Below are 14767 nucleotides of genomic sequence, written 5' to 3'. Positions count from 1 at the left end.
CTGACGCTTACCCCATCAACATCCAGGTTGCCGGAACGGCGGCTACGAGTAGCAGACCGATCAATGCTATTTCCTGGCGTTTTAATACGTTATCGTGCGTGAGCGTTTTGCGGGCGTAAAGAAAAACAAGTAACCCTGGCGCATACAGCACAACAGACAGCAACAGGTGCATTGGGCCTGACGCATACAATAACCATAAGCCATAAATACATGCACCGATACCGACAGCCTGATGAACCGGACGGGTGGCGATTTTCAGCAGGAATGCGCCGACCAGGAAATAGGGCACCAGAATCATCTCTGAGGCAATAGTCAGCAGCGTATTGTAGTCAGAACCTGTGAGCCAGATCAGAACCAGACAAACCTGTACGCAGATGTTGGTCAGCCACAGGGATGCTGATGGTGCACCCTGCGCATTTTGTCGGGCAAATATACGCGGGAAGGCTTTGTGCGTGGATGCCAGGAAAGGCACTTCTGCAGCCATAATCGTCCAGCTTAAATAAGCACCGCAGACGGAGACAATCAGACCGGCGGCAATGATAATTTCGCCCCACGGTCCCATCATTTTGACCATCAAACCGGCCATCGACGGGTTGCGGATCTCGGCCAGTTCAGGACGGGCAACAACGCCAAGAGATAGCAGGGTAACTAACAGGTAAACACCCAATGCGGCGAGGACCGCCAGCAGCGTAGCGCGACCAACATCGCGTTTATTGCGCGCACGCGCAGAAACCACCACTGCACCTTCCACGCCAATGAACACCCATAGCGTGATGAGCATGGTATTTTTGACCTGCTCCCAGACGGGGACACCAAGCTTCACGCCGGTAAAATCAAGAGTAAAGGTATCGAGCTTAAACAGCATAAATGCCAATACGATAAACAATCCCAGCGGCAGTAATTTCGCCAGCGTAGCAACCAGATTGATGCTGGCTGCCGTTTGTACTCCACGCAGAACCAGAAAATGGACTACCCACAGCAGCACCGATGCCCCAACGATAGATTGCCAGGTATTGCCGTCGCCGAACAGACGCCATTCAGGAGTATCAGTGAAGAAGCTGAGCGCAGAAAAAACGATAACCAGATAGGAAACGTTAGCGATAACGGCGCACAGCCAGTATCCCCACGCAGAGCAGAAGCCAATCAGCTCACCGAAGCCTTCACGCGCATAGGTAAAAATACCGCCATCCAGGTCCGGGCGAATACGCGTCAGAATTAGCATAGCGAAAGCGAGCAGGAGGATCCCCGCACCGGTGATCGCCCAACCAATCAGTAATGCCGCCGGGCTGGCTACTGCCGCCATGTTTTGTGGCAGACTGAAAACACCAGCGCCAAGCATTGAGCTTAAAACCAGCGCTGTTAGTGCGCTCAGACCCAATTTCTTTTCCATTTGTATCCAGTTACAAAAACGAGAGTGAGAGAATAATTATTTTGGCAAACCGCATAAAAATGGTGAAAGCCACTAAGGCGCGGGATTTTACGGAGAGAAGAGAGCGCATGCAATGGGGTTAGAGAGATTTGTGACTGATAGTGTGAAAAGTCGGCTTAATCGTGATGTTTGAGTCTGGCCTGATGGCATTCTGGCTGTGAATAATCTGGCCTACAGAGCTGTAGGCCAGATAAGACATTTATAACGTCATCGACATTATTTATACAGATCGGCGCTGATGGTCATGTTGTTACCACGTTCCTGCCACTGGCGGGTAATGTGGTAGTACTTAGCACCTTTCTTCGCGGCACGTTTAGCGACCTGATACGACACTTCAGTCATATTGCCGTAGTTACCGGTGAACTTGATGCTGTCGAATGGCACCATCATTGCGGCGGTTGCTTTGTTCAATTCTTCGACTTTGGTTCCATCCGGCAGAGTGACAGTGTAACGTCCGCCTTTGGTTGACTGGGTTTCGAAGAAGCGGCCCACTTCAGCACTCGGAGAAGCGGTTGTTGCTACGCCTGGGATCTCAACTTTCTTCGCTGCCTCGCCACCTGCAGCTAACGCTGCACGACCAGCATCAGAATCCGCAGGGATTGCATCAGGGCTTTGGACAATACGTTTTTTAGCATCGGCTTTATAGATAAACGCAGTAATACGCTGGTTGCCGCCCTGGTTGGCATCGACCTGACGAACGATATAGAAAGAGTAAGCCCCTTTTTCTTTCGCCGCTTTGGTGATGGCGTCGTTTACTTCAGGTTGGCTGCGGTAGAAACCCTGTACCGTAACGGTATCAAAAGGTTCCAACAGAACGGCCTGATCTTTCGGTAATTCTATAACGCCATTGATCACGCGATTTTTGGAGACTTCCGCTTTTTCCGCGTCAGCTTTATAGACGTCGGCTACAACGCGCCAGTTACCACCACTGCCAAAATCTGAGGTATCAACAACGTAAAAGGAGGCTGCACCGTCTTTATCTGCACGGCGGGACACGGCGGTAACCGCATCGCCAATAGCATTAAAACGGCCGGTAACCACAATGCGGTCATAGGGTTTCAGGGCAGCCGCTTGCTCCGGCGTCAATTCTGTCGCTGCATTTACAGAAAAAGCAGTCGCAGAAAGGAGTGCGGACGCCAGGAGAGTGTTCTTAAGCTTCATAAAAATAATCCTTCGCCTTGCGCAAACCAGGTACTGGTATTGTTATTGACTAGAAACGTGGCTGATTATTGCATTTAAATTGTGTCAGTGTCTGCGTCATTTTTCACTCATCGTGCCACGCAAAGTAACAATGGCGATAACATTTTGTGATATGTCCAAAAATTCGACGTTTGAGCGCTAAAACTAATGAAGCAGTTGAATTTCATAAGTTAATTTAATGTTAATCAATTGTTTTATGGTGGCGCTTAATCATGTTTTGCCGCTTCGCTTGAGCGAATTATCGGCCTTTGTGGGCTATTTCAAGGGCATTATCCCTGTCTGAGGGGAAATTCATCCCTGTTTTGCGAATTTCATAATAAATACTGTTTTTTGGCGCTAGATCACAAGCGCTAATTTCAGTAGGTTATACAGAGTTTGTTACTGTTTTATTTTGTTGAGGTAACGCTTACCTCTTACGTGAGTGCGCAGATGCCTCTTGCGAACATTGATAAACCATCATCAAAAATACAGATGGAAGGGAACATTATGCGAATTGGCATACCAAGAGAACGGTTAACCAATGAAACCCGTGTTGCAGCAACGCCGAAGACGGTTGAGCAGTTACTGAAGCTGGGTTTTAGCGTCGCGGTTGAAAGCGGCGCGGGTCAACTGGCTAGTTTTGACGACAAGGCGTTTGTGCAAGCGGGCGCAGAAATTGTTGACGGGGATGCTGTCTGGCTGTCAGAGATTATCCTGAAGGTCAATGCACCGGAAGAATTCGAAATTCCGTTGCTGAATCCGGGAACTACGCTGGTCAGCTTTCTGTGGCCTGCACAAAATCCTGAGTTATTGCAAAAGCTCGCTGAGCGGAATGTAACGGTAATGGCAATGGACTCCGTGCCGCGAATTTCGCGCGCGCAGTCGCTTGATGCCCTAAGTTCAATGGCTAATATTGCCGGATATCGCGCCATTGTTGAAGCTGCGCATGAATTCGGTCGGTTCTTTACCGGGCAAATCACCGCTGCAGGTAAGGTTCCTCCTGCGAAGGTGATGGTTATCGGTGCCGGTGTTGCAGGTCTTGCAGCCATTGGTGCGGCAAATAGCCTGGGGGCGATTGTTCGCGCTTTTGATACACGTCCGGAAGTTAAAGAACAAGTTCAGAGTATGGGCGCTGAGTTCCTCGAACTGGATTTCAAAGAGGAAGCAGGCAGCGGCGATGGTTATGCCAAAGTAATGTCCGAAGCGTTTATTAAAGCCGAGATGGAGCTGTTTGCCGCTCAGGCGAAAGACGTTGACATTATCGTAACAACCGCGCTGATCCCGGGCAAACCGGCACCGAAACTGATCACCCGTGAAATGGTTGACTCCATGAAAGCGGGCAGCGTTATTGTCGATCTGGCCGCGCAAAACGGCGGTAACTGTGAGTACACCGTTGCCAATCAGGTGACCACTACCGAGAACGGTGTGAAGGTCATTGGTTATACCGATCTTCCGGGCCGTTTACCAACCCAGTCCTCCCAGTTGTACGGTACTAACCTCGTTAACCTGCTTAAACTGCTATGCAAAGAGAAAGACGGCAATATCACCGTTGATTTCGATGACGTGGTCGTGCGTGGTGTGACGGTAGTTCGCGAGGGTGAAATAACGTGGCCTGCACCGCCAATCCAGGTTTCCGCTCAGCCGCAGGCTGCGCCAAAAGCAGCGCCTGCACCAGTAGAAGAGAAGAAACCGGTATCGCCGTGGCGTAAGTATGCATTGATGGCACTGGTAGTTATTCTGTTTGGCTGGCTTGCCGATGTGGCGCCAAAAGAGTTCCTGGGGCACTTTACGGTGTTTGCGCTTTCCTGCGTGGTTGGTTACTACGTGGTGTGGAATGTGTCGCATGCGCTGCATACACCGCTGATGTCTGTGACTAACGCCATTTCAGGGATCATCGTTGTGGGCGCATTATTGCAAATTGGCCAGGGTGGCTGGGTGAGTTTCCTGAGCTTTATCGCGGTGCTTATTGCCAGCATTAATATTTTCGGTGGCTTCACCGTGACTCAGCGCATGCTGAAAATGTTCCGGAAAAACTAAGGGGTAACACATGTCTGGAGGATTAGTTACAGCTGCATACATTGTTGCCGCGATCCTGTTTATTTTCAGCCTGGCGGGACTTTCAAAACACGAAACATCCCAACAGGGGAATAACTTTGGTATCGCCGGGATGGCGATTGCGTTGATTGCGACGATTTTTGGCCCGGATACCGGCAACGTTGCATGGATCCTGGTGGCGATGATCATCGGCGGCGCGATTGGTATTCGTCTGGCGAAGAAAGTTGAGATGACCGAGATGCCGGAGCTGGTTGCGATTCTGCACAGTTTCGTAGGCCTGGCCGCGGTGCTGGTAGGCTTTAACAGCTACCTGTATCACGATACCGGTCTGGAACCGATTCTGGTGAATATTCACCTGACCGAAGTGTTCCTTGGCATCTTCATCGGTGCGGTGACCTTCACAGGTTCCATCGTGGCGTTTGGCAAACTGCGCGGCAAGATCTCTTCTAAGCCGCTGATGCTGCCAAACCGTCATAAACTGAACCTTGCAGCGCTGGTTGTTTCGTTCCTGCTGTTGGTGGTATTTGTTCGTACCGAAAGCGTAGGGCTGCAGGTTCTGGCTCTGCTGGTGATGACCATTATTGCGCTGGCTTTCGGCTGGCATCTGGTGGCGTCTATCGGTGGGGCAGATATGCCGGTTGTGGTTTCAATGCTGAACTCCTATTCAGGATGGGCGGCAGCGGCAGCAGGCTTTATGTTAAGCAACGACCTGTTGATTGTAACCGGCGCGCTGGTTGGTTCTTCGGGTGCGATCCTGTCTTACATTATGTGTAAGGCGATGAACCGCTCGTTCATCAGCGTTATTGCCGGTGGTTTTGGTACCGATGGCTCTTCCGCTGGTGATGCCGAGGAAGCAGGTGAACATCGTGAAATTAATGCGGAAGACACGGCGGAAATGCTGAAAAACTCGCATTCGGTGATCATTACCCCAGGCTACGGTATGGCAGTGGCTCAGGCTCAATATCCGGTCGCTGAAATCACTGAGAAACTGCGTGCGCGCGGCATTAAGGTGCGTTTTGGTATTCACCCGGTAGCGGGGCGCCTGCCTGGTCATATGAACGTTCTGTTGGCGGAGGCCAAAGTGCCGTATGACATCGTGCTGGAAATGGATGAGATCAATGATGATTTCGCCGATACCGATACCGTGCTGGTTATCGGTGCGAACGACACGGTGAACCCGGCGGCGCAGGACGATCCGCGCAGTCCAATTGCCGGTATGCCGGTGCTGGAAGTGTGGAAAGCGCAAAACGTTATCGTGTTCAAACGTTCAATGAATACCGGTTATGCTGGTGTGCAGAACCCGCTGTTCTTTAAAGATAACACCCATATGCTGTTTGGTGATGCCAAAGCCAGCGTGGACGCTATTCTGAAAGCGCTGTAATACATTAGCAAAAAATACGACGGCCTCTTCGGAGGCCGTTTTTGTATAAAGATCCCGTGCATTGGGTATGCCATTCTTCCGATGCCTTATCCGATGCGAAAAACACTCTGGTACCGGCCATCTTGTATACGTCAAAACCGTGCAGAGCATCTCTATAGCGCTCTTTAGCACAACTGCGATTTACGTTTTGTTGAGGTCGCTAAGCAGGACGGCAATGCTTTGACCGCCTTCAGTTTGCTCAAGCGCAATTTTAACGATGATGGTCAGCGGCACGGAAAGTAGCATACCCACCGGTCCGAGCAACCAACCCCAAAAGATTAACGACAGAAACACTACCAGTGTGGAGAGTCCCAGCCCGCGTCCCATAATGCGGGGTTCGAGGATATTGCCGAATACCAGATTAATCACCAGATAACCCGCCAGTACCACCAGCGCATCATAAAAACCACTAAATACCAGCACCTGAGCAATAGGTGGAATGGCCGCCAGTACTGAACCGATATTAGGAATATAGTTGAGCGCGAAGGCCAGTAAGCCCCAGACAAAGGCGAAGCGTACATCCAGCGCTGCAAGCATGCCCCAGGCAACCAGTCCGGTGACGATACTGATAGCCGTTTTTAGTACCAGGTAGTGAGAGACGCTGTCGATCGCTCGTTGAATTGCCGCCATTCCTTCAAGTGGTCGGCTCATCATCTGTTGCAGTTTACAGGGCAGTTGCGGTACTTCCAGCAGCATAAAAACAACCGTCAACAGCAGCAAAAAAATCGATGACATAGCATTGGAAAGTTGTGTCAGTAAATTGGTGACCAGCGTCATTGCAGCGTTGGGATCGATATATTTGACAAGCTCGTCCACGGAGACGCCGATCCCAGCGCGCTGTAGCCACGGCTCGATATTTTTCAGCGGGATAACCAACGATGAACGGTATTGTGGAAGCGTGCGCGCCAGTTCATTTAAGGATGTACCTAAATAAGCCAAAAGCAGCACCATTAGCATGACAATAATAACAATCAGCAATGACACTGCTACTACTCGAGGTATGCGAAGTTTTACCATGCGCCGTACCATCGGATTAAGTACCACCGCGATAAATAACGCCAGGATAAATGGCACGATGATATCGGCGGCGAAGCGAATGCCGGTAAGAATGATAACCAACATGCCCAGCATGATGACTAATTTTAGACCGTTAAGCGTGATGATCGGTTTCGCCATGTTTATTCCTGATTTTTTATTTTTGAAACTGTACCTGAAATAATAATGTGACTTGTGTCGAGCCGTCCTAACAAAAAGCAAACGAACCGGGTAAAGAAGTGAAAAGGTTTTGAGTTCGTAATGAACCTATGATACAAATCATCTGTGTTTAACTACCGAGGACAATTATCATCCGCGATGACGAGAAGCAACACTGCGGATAATTGTAATATTATGGACAATATGTTCAGGCTTTTTTTGCGTTTACCTACACTTCTTCGTACCTCCTCTACTTTCCTGCTTGCGGGTGAGCAACACTGGCGCAACGCGCTTTAGTCCCTTCTTCTGCCTGAGCTGGCGTTATGCGCTGAGCTATCTGATTCTATTTTTTGGTTTGCTGCATGCAGTAGGCCCAAAGGACTATATTCTCAAGCAGGAGAAGCATCATGTTTTACTGGATTTTATTAGGTCTGGCCATTGCGGCTGAAATTACCGGAACGCTGTCGATGAAATGGGCAAGCGTAGGCCATGGCAATACAGGCTTTATTTTAATGCTGGTAATGATCGCCTTATCGTATATTTTTCTCAGTTTTGCCGTTAAAAAAATAGCACTCGGCGTGGCCTATGCTTTGTGGGAAGGCATTGGTATTTTATTTATTACGTTGTTTAGCGTGCTGTTATTTGATGAAACCTTATCCACGATGAAGGTTGCCGGTCTGGTCTCGCTGGTGTTAGGCATTGTCCTGATCAAGTCGGGTACGCGTAAGCCGTCTAAAGCGAGGAGGGAGGTGACCCATGCAGCAGTTTGAGTGGGTTCACGGTGCATGGTTGGGTATGGCCATTGTTCTGGAAATCGTCGCTAACGTATTTTTGAAATTTTCTGATGGTTTTCGTCGCAAGGCGTATGGCGTACTGTCATTGGTTGCCGTATTGGCTGCCTTTAGTGCACTCTCTCAGGCGGTAAAGGGCATCGATCTTTCAGTTGCCTACGCTTTGTGGGGCGGATTTGGGATTGCCGCAACGCTGGCTGCAGGATGGGTGCTTTTTGGGCAGCGCCTGAATAATAAAGGCTGGATTGGCCTGGCATTACTCCTGGCCGGAATGATTATGATAAAACTTGCCTGATGTTAGTGCTGCCTGCAAACGCGGGCAGCACAATGTTAATCCTTCATCAAAGCGTTCAGCTTATCGCGAAATCCGGTAACGGAAATGGCACGATTATCGGCCCGCCAGCGATCTTTTGCCGCCGGAGCAGAGCTTTGCACGCCAATCAATTGCCAACCGGAATCGGTTTTCAACATCAGTGGAGAACCGCTGTCTCCCGGGAGCGTATCGCATTGATGTGACAACACGGTATTTTGCGCCCAGCCGGTAACAACGCAGTCCTGATGCGCATACAGGTCATCCAGGTGATCTTCGGGGTAGCCTGACTGAGTCACTTTGCGATCGGCGGCTTTCAACGCCGCAGTTAACTCAGTTTTATCGCCTTCAAATAAGGGAAGTGGTGTGATTCCGCTGGGAGGATAACGCAACACCACCAGACCAAAATCCCAGGGAGCCGCGGAAGGTGGCACTATCCAGCCGTCGCCATCCGCTTTTAAACGCTTGCCAAGTGAAGCATCAACCCGACCCTCAATACCGTGGATTTCATAGCGCCAGACGCCTTTTTTCGATACGAAGCGCAGCGCGACAGCTTTATCTGGTCTGCCTTTGGGTGGGGTCAATAAACAATGTCCGGCAGTCAGGGCCAGATGAGGTGAGATGAGCGTTGCTGTACACAGGTTACCGCTGGCGGTTTCCAGTTGTCCTATAGCGTCCCAGGGGGACTGTGTCGGGTCAGTAATCTGTACGCGATCGTCATGCCCAAAAAATAGCGTTTTTATATCGTCAGCATCTTTGCTGGTCGTTGTGGACTGCTCCGCATGCGCAACGACAGGAAAAAAACAAATTGAACCCAGTAATACCGCAATGGTTTTATGCATATCACACTCTGGTGGGGAATTATGATTATTAACAGCAAACCCTCAGTTAATACTATAGACGGGACGGTGGGAAAGTGGGAGTAAAATCAGATAACTACACTCAGGAAAGATAAAAGTGCGTAGCAATTAGGGCGCAAATTATCAGTGTAATAAGAATGAACTCAAAGCGGTAATGTGACACCATTTTACCCTCCGAAAGGCGGCGCTAAATCAGGAAGACTTAGCGCCGTATGCGATGGCGTGGGGGACGCCATTGTTATTACTGATGTCTTATGCGGCAGGTTGAGCAGCAGGTTTAGCGGCTTCGTGTTTTACTGCTTTTTTGCTGTGTTTTTTAGCAGCCTGAGCTTTCTGCTCTGGTGCTTTTTGTTCTGCAGCAGGTTTAGTTGCCGCTTTTTTGGTATGTTTTTTCGCAGCCTGAGCTTTCTGCTCTGGTGCTTTTTGTTCTACAGCAGGTTTGGTTGCAGATTTTTTAGTGTGTTTTTTAGCGGCCTGAGCTTTCTGCTCAGCGGCTTTATGCTGTTTTTTATGATGCGTTGTTTTTGCCGGGGCTGCTTTTGTGGTCGCAGCAGCAGCCGGAGCGGTGGTAGCAGTTGTTTCAGCAGCAAAAGCAGCAGAGGACAAACCCATAGCAGCGGCAACAACCAGAGCTAATACTTTTTTCATTCTCATACCCTCGATTTGGTTTTTCATTCAACCCCACTGCGGGGCCGTTGAAATAACTATATCGCTGTAATCACAAGGCTTCCGTGAGTCATTGGTATCGGCATGTAACGATATGTACAATGACTCACGGTAAGCGATTACAGATAACGGGCTTCCAGATGGGCGCGGAAATAGCGACTGCTGAGAGGTTCGCCGGTGGCCTGGATAATAAGCTGTTCGGTGGTATAACGGCTGCCATGTTGCCAGACATTCTGATGCAGCCAGTCAAACAGGGTGCCAAATTCACCTTGCGCAATGGCACTTTCTAAATCAGGCAATGCGCGGTTTGCCGCACTAAACAACTGTGCTGCATACATGGCGCCCAGCGTATAAGAAGGGAAATAGCCAAACCCACCGTCGGTCCAGTGGATATCCTGCATACAACCATTGCGATAATTGCCGATTGTTGAAAGTCCGAGCCATGCCTGCATTTTCTCATTCCACAACGCTGGGATATCATCAACTTCAATGTCGCCGTTAATCAACGCACGCTCAATTTCATAGCGCAGAATAACATGAGCGGGATAGCTGACCTCATCAGCATCCACGCGGATAAAGCCAGGCTTCACTTGTTGGTTCCAGGCGATGAAGTTTTGTTGTTCAAACGCAGGCTGATCGCCAAAATGCTTTTTAACCGCTGGAATTAGTCCCTTCAGAAATGCCTGACTGCGGCCAAGTTGCATTTCAAAGAACAGACTTTGGGATTCATGAATTGCGGTTGAACGAGCCAGTGCGATAGGTTGTCCGGCCCAGTTGCGCGGCAGATTTTGTTCATATCGGGCGTGACCGGTTTCATGGATGACGCCAAAAAGTGCGCTGAGCAATTCGTTTTCATCATAACGCGTGGTAATACGAACATCTTCCGGTACGCCGCCGCAGAATGGATGCGCACTAATGTCCAGTCGACCGGCCGTAAAGTCGAATCCCAGCCGAGTCATCGTTTCAAGGCCTAACTCGCGCTGGATTGCTGTTGGGAAGGGGCCAACCGGCGCGATGAGTGACTGTTGAGACTGTTTCGCCACTACCTTATTTAACAGATCCGGAAGCCAGCTTTTTAGGTCTGTGAAAAGTCCGTCCAGCCGCGCGCTGGTCATTTCTGGTTCAAATACATCCAGCAACGCATCGTAAGGCGTACATCCTTTGGCCTCGGCCCGCAGTTTGGCTTCTTCACGGCTATATTTAACAACGTCTTTCAGATTCTCAGCAAAACCTTCCCAGTCATTTGCCGGACGTTGACTGCGCCAGGCATGTTCACAGCGGCTACCCGCCAGCGATTTTGCTTCTACCAGCGATTCCGGCAGCAGCGCAGCCTGATGATGCAACCGCGACATCTCGCGCAGATTCGCCTGCTCTATATCGCTAAGATCCTCCTGCTCGGCGGCGGCAATCCATTTTGCCACATTAGGATCGGTTAAAAGTTGATGCTCAAGTACGCTCAGTTCTGCCAGAGCTTCACCCCGGGCTTTGCTGCCGCCGGAAGGCATCATGGTAAACATATCCCAACTGGCGATAGCCGAGAGATGGGAGAAGCGAGAGAGCCGCTGGAAGGTGCGGGTGAGCTGTTGATAATTAGCAGTGTTACTCATTTTTTAGTTCTCGTTCTGATGGACCAGACTTGAGAGTCTAACGTGATTTTAGGCATTTACCCATTCATCACGGATGCGATGTAATTTTGGTAGGTTGTAAATGATAATGATACTTTTTATCATAAACAAAAATTATCTTTAGAACGACTGACATAACATTTTGTCAAGGAGAGGGTGTGCGACAGGAAGTAAGTAACGATTATATTGCCAGGACAAAGGCGGTATCTGGCTGCTTTTCGATGTTTTTGTTGATGTTTGGCATCACGTTCATCCCGCTATTCTTTTCTGAAAGCCAGACATTACAGGCGAAGGGTTTACTTTTTCCGCTGCTGTTTATCGCGGAGTTCGTCGTGCTGGTACCACTGTATTATTTCTTCTTTCGTCAAAGAAAAGGCTTAGGGAAAGGGAGCTTCAACATAAGATGGTTTGCTATTTTGTTCACGGCGCTTTTGGTGGTGCAGTTCGTCATGCCATGGGTGCTGGGTATCAGACAGAATGAAGAATGGGTTACAACTCAGGTGTCACTGAGCAGTTACGCGCTCTGGTTATCGAGTCTGACCCTGATATTTGTTGCGCCGATTTATGAAGAAATGGTGTTCAGAGGTTGCCTGTTCAACGCCTTTCAGTACTGGTTCAATGATAAAACATGGCTGACGTCGCTAGTGGTTTCGGCGATATTTGCGCTGATGCATACGCAGTATATGGACATGAGAACGTTACTGCTGCTGTTTATTGTTTCGCTGGTGTTGATCATTGCCAGAATAAAAAGCAACGGAATTCTGATGCCGATAGTGCTGCATATTCTGATGAATGGAACGGTTATTGGCCTGCAAATTGGAGCCCAGGCGATGCTGGCATCATCGTAGTCCATTGCTGCCCTGGTAATGTTTTGCATCCCAGGGCAACATATTTTATGCATGTAATCGGTGGTGCAAGCAGGAGCCAACGAGCAGGGCGAGGATCAGCATCAGCGCAATAAATCCGCCCACGCCGTTCCAGCCGTAGTTATGCCAGAACACACCCCCCAGCGTACCTGCAATGCTCGACCCCAGGTAATAAGAGAACAGATACAGTGAAGAGGCCTGGCCTTTAGCACGTTTAGCCCGTGGGCCGATCCAACTGCTGGCCACGGAATGTGCCGCAAAGAAACCCGCAGAAAAGAGCAACATTCCGGCAAATATTAACCATAGCGACGTGAATAACGTCATCAGCAGACCAAACAGCATCACCCCTGTTGAGAACAACATCACCGGACCACGACCATAACGCGTGGTCATTGAACCCGCTTTTGGCGAACTCCAGGTTCCGGTCAGGTAAGCGACGGACAGCAACCCAACAATCGCCTGGCTGAGTTCCCAGGGAGACAGCATCAGGCGATAGCCGATGTAGTTAAACAGCGTGACGAATGAGCCCATCAACAAGAAACCTTCCGCGAAAAGCAGCGGTAACCCTCTGTCACGCCAGTGCAAACGGAAGTTGATAAACAGCGTCTTAGGTCGCAACGATGTGGGCCTGAAGTGACGGGATTCCGGTAATATTTTCCAGAACATCAGCGCGGAAGCCAGGGCAAAACAACCGATAGCTGCCAGCGCGATTCGCCAGTTAAAAAAGTCGGTAAATACGCCACTGATCAAACGACCGCTCATGCCACCAATCGAGTTACCACTGATATATAAACCCATCGAGAAGGCCACAAAGCTGGGATGAATCTCCTCACTGAGATACGTCATTCCTACTGCTGCGACGCCACTTAGTGACAGACCAATCAGCGCGCGCATGATTAAAATTCCGTGCCAGCTGGTCATCATTGTCGAAAGCAGGGTACAGCAGGATGCTAACAGCAGCGCGGTCACCATCACCGGCTTGCGGCCAATTGCATCGGAAAGAGGACCGGTAAACAGTAAACCAATAGCGAGCATCGCGGTTGAGATAGAAAGTGAAATACTACTACTGGCTGGAGATACCCCAAATTCATGCGACAGCACTGGCAGTATGGGCTGCACGCAATAGAGGAGAGCAAATGTCGCCAGTCCGGCAGAAAAGAGCGCCAGTGTGACGCGCATAAAAGAGGAGGTACCGCGTTTTATATAACCATCCGGCGGGGTGATAATTTGTTTATCAATATCGCTTGCCGGTGCGGTATCGACAATAGTTGTACGACTCACTTGAAATCCTTGCTCAATCATTACGTCTACAGTACCAGCCTTAAGGGTATGAAAATCCCAATATTCTGTCTAATATATTAATAATCTCAAATAATATTTTAAAAATATGAATATTGAACTGCGTCACCTGCGCTACTTTGTGGCGGTTGCAGAAGAACTTCATTTTGGCCGTGCGGCGGCAAGGCTGAATATTTCACAACCTCCGTTGAGTCAACAGATCCAAATCCTCGAACAGCAAGTTGGGGCACGTCTTCTGGCGCGTACAAATCGTAGCGTGGCCCTGACAGCCGCAGGCAAGCAGTTTCTGGCAGACAGCCGACAGATCCTGGGGTTAGTGAATGAGGCGGCGGCAAGAGCGGAGCGTTTGCATCTGGGAGAAGCAGGGGAACTGCGAATTGGCTTTACTTCGTCAGCACCATTTATTAAAGCAGTTTCAGATACGCTGTCTCTCTTTCGCCAGTGCTGCCCCGCGGTGCATATGCAAACCCGTGAAATGAATACGCGTGAGCAAATTGCTCCGCTCAATGAGGGGACGCTGGATCTGGGACTCCTGCGTAATACGCAACTCCCTGACACGCTAAGCTGGGAGGTCATCCTGCATGAACCACTGATGGCAATGATCCCTCGTGTACATCCTTTGGCGCAAAAACCGGTTGTCACACTGGCTGAACTGGCGAATGAACCGTTTGTCTTTTTTGACCCGCATGTGGGGACCGGCCTGTATGATGATATTCTTGGCCTGATGCGTCGCTATGGCCTCACGCCGACCATCGCTCAGGAGGTTGGGGAAGCCATGACCATTATCGGACTGGTGGCCGCAGGATTAGGGGTTTCCATTCTGCCAGCCTCATTTAAACGCGTGCAGTTGTATGAAATGTGTTGGATCCCCATTGCGGAAGAAGATGCCGTGTCTGAAATGTGGCTGGTGTGGCCCAAACACCGTGAGCAGAGTTACGCTGCGCAACGCTTTCGCCAGCAGCTTTTAGCGGCCGTTCAGTGCGGTTAATTTAGTTTAAAAATGGTTGAAAATGTGCAGTAAATCACACGGCTAAGTAAAAAGTTGACGGAAGCCATTGAAGTGCTTCACCATA

General features: G+C 49.7%; 15 protein-coding genes. 7 read left to right on the top strand and 8 right to left on the bottom strand.

Annotation, left to right across the window (positions count from 1 at the left end):
• Window positions 1-7: 7 nt before the first annotated feature.
• Both OGY01_RS23315 and ydgH read right to left on the bottom strand, forming a co-directional pair.
• Entirely contained in the window at window positions 8-1390 is a 1383-nt protein-coding gene (locus tag OGY01_RS23315; protein ID WP_225760887.1) for an amino acid permease, read from the bottom strand.
• Between the two features lie 255 nt (window positions 1391-1645).
• Complete coding sequence (gene ydgH, locus OGY01_RS23310; RefSeq protein ID WP_045442630.1) at window positions 1646-2590, bottom strand: DUF1471 family protein YdgH; 945 nt, start codon at window positions 2588-2590, stop codon at window positions 1646-1648.
• 525 nt (window positions 2591-3115) lie between these two features.
• Here ydgH and pntA point away from each other — a divergent pair.
• Window positions 3116-4645: a Re/Si-specific NAD(P)(+) transhydrogenase subunit alpha gene (gene pntA, locus OGY01_RS23305; protein ID WP_048222692.1), complete on the top strand. Its 1530-nt coding sequence runs from the start codon at window positions 3116-3118 to the stop codon at window positions 4643-4645.
• A 10-nt stretch (window positions 4646-4655) separates the two neighbouring features.
• Entirely contained in the window at window positions 4656-6044 is a 1389-nt protein-coding gene (gene pntB / locus OGY01_RS23300) for a Re/Si-specific NAD(P)(+) transhydrogenase subunit beta (RefSeq protein WP_048221498.1), read from the top strand.
• Between the two features lie 180 nt (window positions 6045-6224).
• Here the strand turns inward: pntB and OGY01_RS23295 are convergent, their stop codons facing one another.
• A complete protein-coding gene (locus OGY01_RS23295) occupies window positions 6225-7259 on the bottom strand; it encodes an AI-2E family transporter (RefSeq protein ID WP_045442636.1) in 1035 nt (344 codons plus the stop codon).
• A 144-nt stretch (window positions 7260-7403) separates the two neighbouring features.
• On the opposite strand from OGY01_RS23295, the gene OGY01_RS23835 reads away from it, so the two are divergent.
• The 3 genes from OGY01_RS23835 to mdtI all read left to right on the top strand — a co-directional run bounded on the left by OGY01_RS23835 (window position 7404) and on the right by mdtI (window position 8363).
• The gene (locus tag OGY01_RS23835) at window positions 7404-7574 is read left to right on the top strand and encodes a protein YdgV (RefSeq protein WP_136345589.1); all 171 of its coding nucleotides are present in this window, start codon (window positions 7404-7406) and stop codon (window positions 7572-7574) included.
• A 107-nt stretch (window positions 7575-7681) separates the two neighbouring features.
• On the top strand, window positions 7682-8047 hold the full coding sequence (gene mdtJ / locus OGY01_RS23290) for a multidrug/spermidine efflux SMR transporter subunit MdtJ (protein WP_190284577.1): 366 nt from the start codon (window positions 7682-7684) through the stop codon (window positions 8045-8047).
• Window positions 8034-8363, top strand: a complete 330-nt coding sequence (mdtI, locus tag OGY01_RS23285; RefSeq protein ID WP_045442642.1) for a multidrug/spermidine efflux SMR transporter subunit MdtI — start codon at window positions 8034-8036, stop codon at window positions 8361-8363. Before mdtJ ends, mdtI begins: the two co-directional genes overlap by 14 nt.
• A 35-nt stretch (window positions 8364-8398) precedes the next feature.
• Here mdtI and OGY01_RS23280 read toward each other — a convergent pair whose 3' ends face one another.
• From OGY01_RS23280 to OGY01_RS23270, 4 genes are all read right to left on the bottom strand, one after another.
• Entirely contained in the window at window positions 8399-9220 is an 822-nt protein-coding gene (locus OGY01_RS23280) for a trypsin-like serine peptidase (protein ID WP_286493822.1), read from the bottom strand.
• Window positions 9221-9320: 100 nt separating this feature from the next.
• On the bottom strand, window positions 9321-9404 hold the full coding sequence (ydgU, locus tag OGY01_RS23830; RefSeq protein WP_476579522.1) for a small membrane protein YdgU: 84 nt from the start codon (window positions 9402-9404) through the stop codon (window positions 9321-9323).
• Window positions 9405-9490: 86 nt separating this feature from the next.
• Window positions 9491-9886, bottom strand: coding sequence for an acid resistance repetitive basic protein Asr (gene asr / locus OGY01_RS23275; RefSeq protein WP_048221496.1), 396 nt, complete (start codon window positions 9884-9886; stop codon window positions 9491-9493).
• A 137-nt stretch (window positions 9887-10023) separates the two neighbouring features.
• Entirely contained in the window at window positions 10024-11511 is a 1488-nt protein-coding gene (locus OGY01_RS23270; protein WP_045442650.1) for a carboxypeptidase M32, read from the bottom strand.
• A 239-nt stretch (window positions 11512-11750) separates the two neighbouring features.
• Here OGY01_RS23270 and OGY01_RS23265 point away from each other — a divergent pair, with 239 nt between their 5' ends.
• Entirely contained in the window at window positions 11751-12377 is a 627-nt protein-coding gene (locus tag OGY01_RS23265) for a CPBP family intramembrane glutamic endopeptidase (protein ID WP_404842380.1), read from the top strand.
• A gap of 45 nt (window positions 12378-12422) precedes the next feature.
• Here the strand turns inward: OGY01_RS23265 and ynfM are convergent, their stop codons facing one another.
• Window positions 12423-13676: a multidrug efflux MFS transporter YnfM/SxtP(Kp) gene (gene ynfM / locus OGY01_RS23260; protein ID WP_045449601.1), complete on the bottom strand. Its 1254-nt coding sequence runs from the start codon at window positions 13674-13676 to the stop codon at window positions 12423-12425.
• Window positions 13677-13782: 106 nt separating this feature from the next.
• Between ynfM and ynfL the strand changes: the two genes are divergently transcribed.
• The gene (gene ynfL, locus OGY01_RS23255) at window positions 13783-14682 is read left to right on the top strand and encodes a multidrug efflux transcriptional activator YnfL/SxtR(Kp) (protein WP_286493821.1); all 900 of its coding nucleotides are present in this window, start codon (window positions 13783-13785) and stop codon (window positions 14680-14682) included.
• The last annotated feature ends 85 nt before the right edge of the window (window positions 14683-14767 follow it).

It is taken from the genome of Citrobacter sp. Cm038 (assembly GCF_030333105.1).
In the GTDB taxonomy this organism is placed as follows: domain Bacteria; phylum Pseudomonadota; class Gammaproteobacteria; order Enterobacterales; family Enterobacteriaceae; genus Citrobacter; species Citrobacter murliniae.
Note: the sequence above shows the minus strand (reverse complement) of the source record. Positions and strands in the feature narration are given on the sequence as shown.

Bases quoted from the DNA above. Each gene is read 5' to 3' on its own strand.
- pntB (WP_048221498.1), top strand. From the start codon at position 4,656: ATGTCTGGAGGATTAGTTACAGCTGCATACATTGTTGCCGCGATCCTG.
- pntA (WP_048222692.1), top strand. From the start codon at position 3,116: ATGCGAATTGGCATACCAAGAGAACGGTTAACCAATGAAACCCGTGTT.
- OGY01_RS23280 (WP_286493822.1), bottom strand. From the start codon at position 9,220: ATGCATAAAACCATTGCGGTATTACTGGGTTCAATTTGTTTTTTTCCT.
- OGY01_RS23295 (WP_045442636.1), bottom strand. From the start codon at position 7,259: ATGGCGAAACCGATCATCACGCTTAACGGTCTAAAATTAGTCATCATG.
- asr (WP_048221496.1), bottom strand. From the start codon at position 9,886: ATGAAAAAAGTATTAGCTCTGGTTGTTGCCGCTGCTATGGGTTTGTCC.
- OGY01_RS23270 (WP_045442650.1), bottom strand. From the start codon at position 11,511: ATGAGTAACACTGCTAATTATCAACAGCTCACCCGCACCTTCCAGCGG.
- ydgH (WP_045442630.1), bottom strand. From the start codon at position 2,590: ATGAAGCTTAAGAACACTCTCCTGGCGTCCGCACTCCTTTCTGCGACT.
- mdtI (WP_045442642.1), top strand. From the start codon at position 8,034: ATGCAGCAGTTTGAGTGGGTTCACGGTGCATGGTTGGGTATGGCCATT.
- ydgU (WP_476579522.1), bottom strand. From the start codon at position 9,404: ATGGTGTCACATTACCGCTTTGAGTTCATTCTTATTACACTGATAATT.
- OGY01_RS23265 (WP_404842380.1), top strand. From the start codon at position 11,751: ATGTTTTTGTTGATGTTTGGCATCACGTTCATCCCGCTATTCTTTTCT.
- ynfL (WP_286493821.1), top strand. From the start codon at position 13,783: ATGAATATTGAACTGCGTCACCTGCGCTACTTTGTGGCGGTTGCAGAA.
- OGY01_RS23315 (WP_225760887.1), bottom strand. From the start codon at position 1,390: ATGGAAAAGAAATTGGGTCTGAGCGCACTAACAGCGCTGGTTTTAAGC.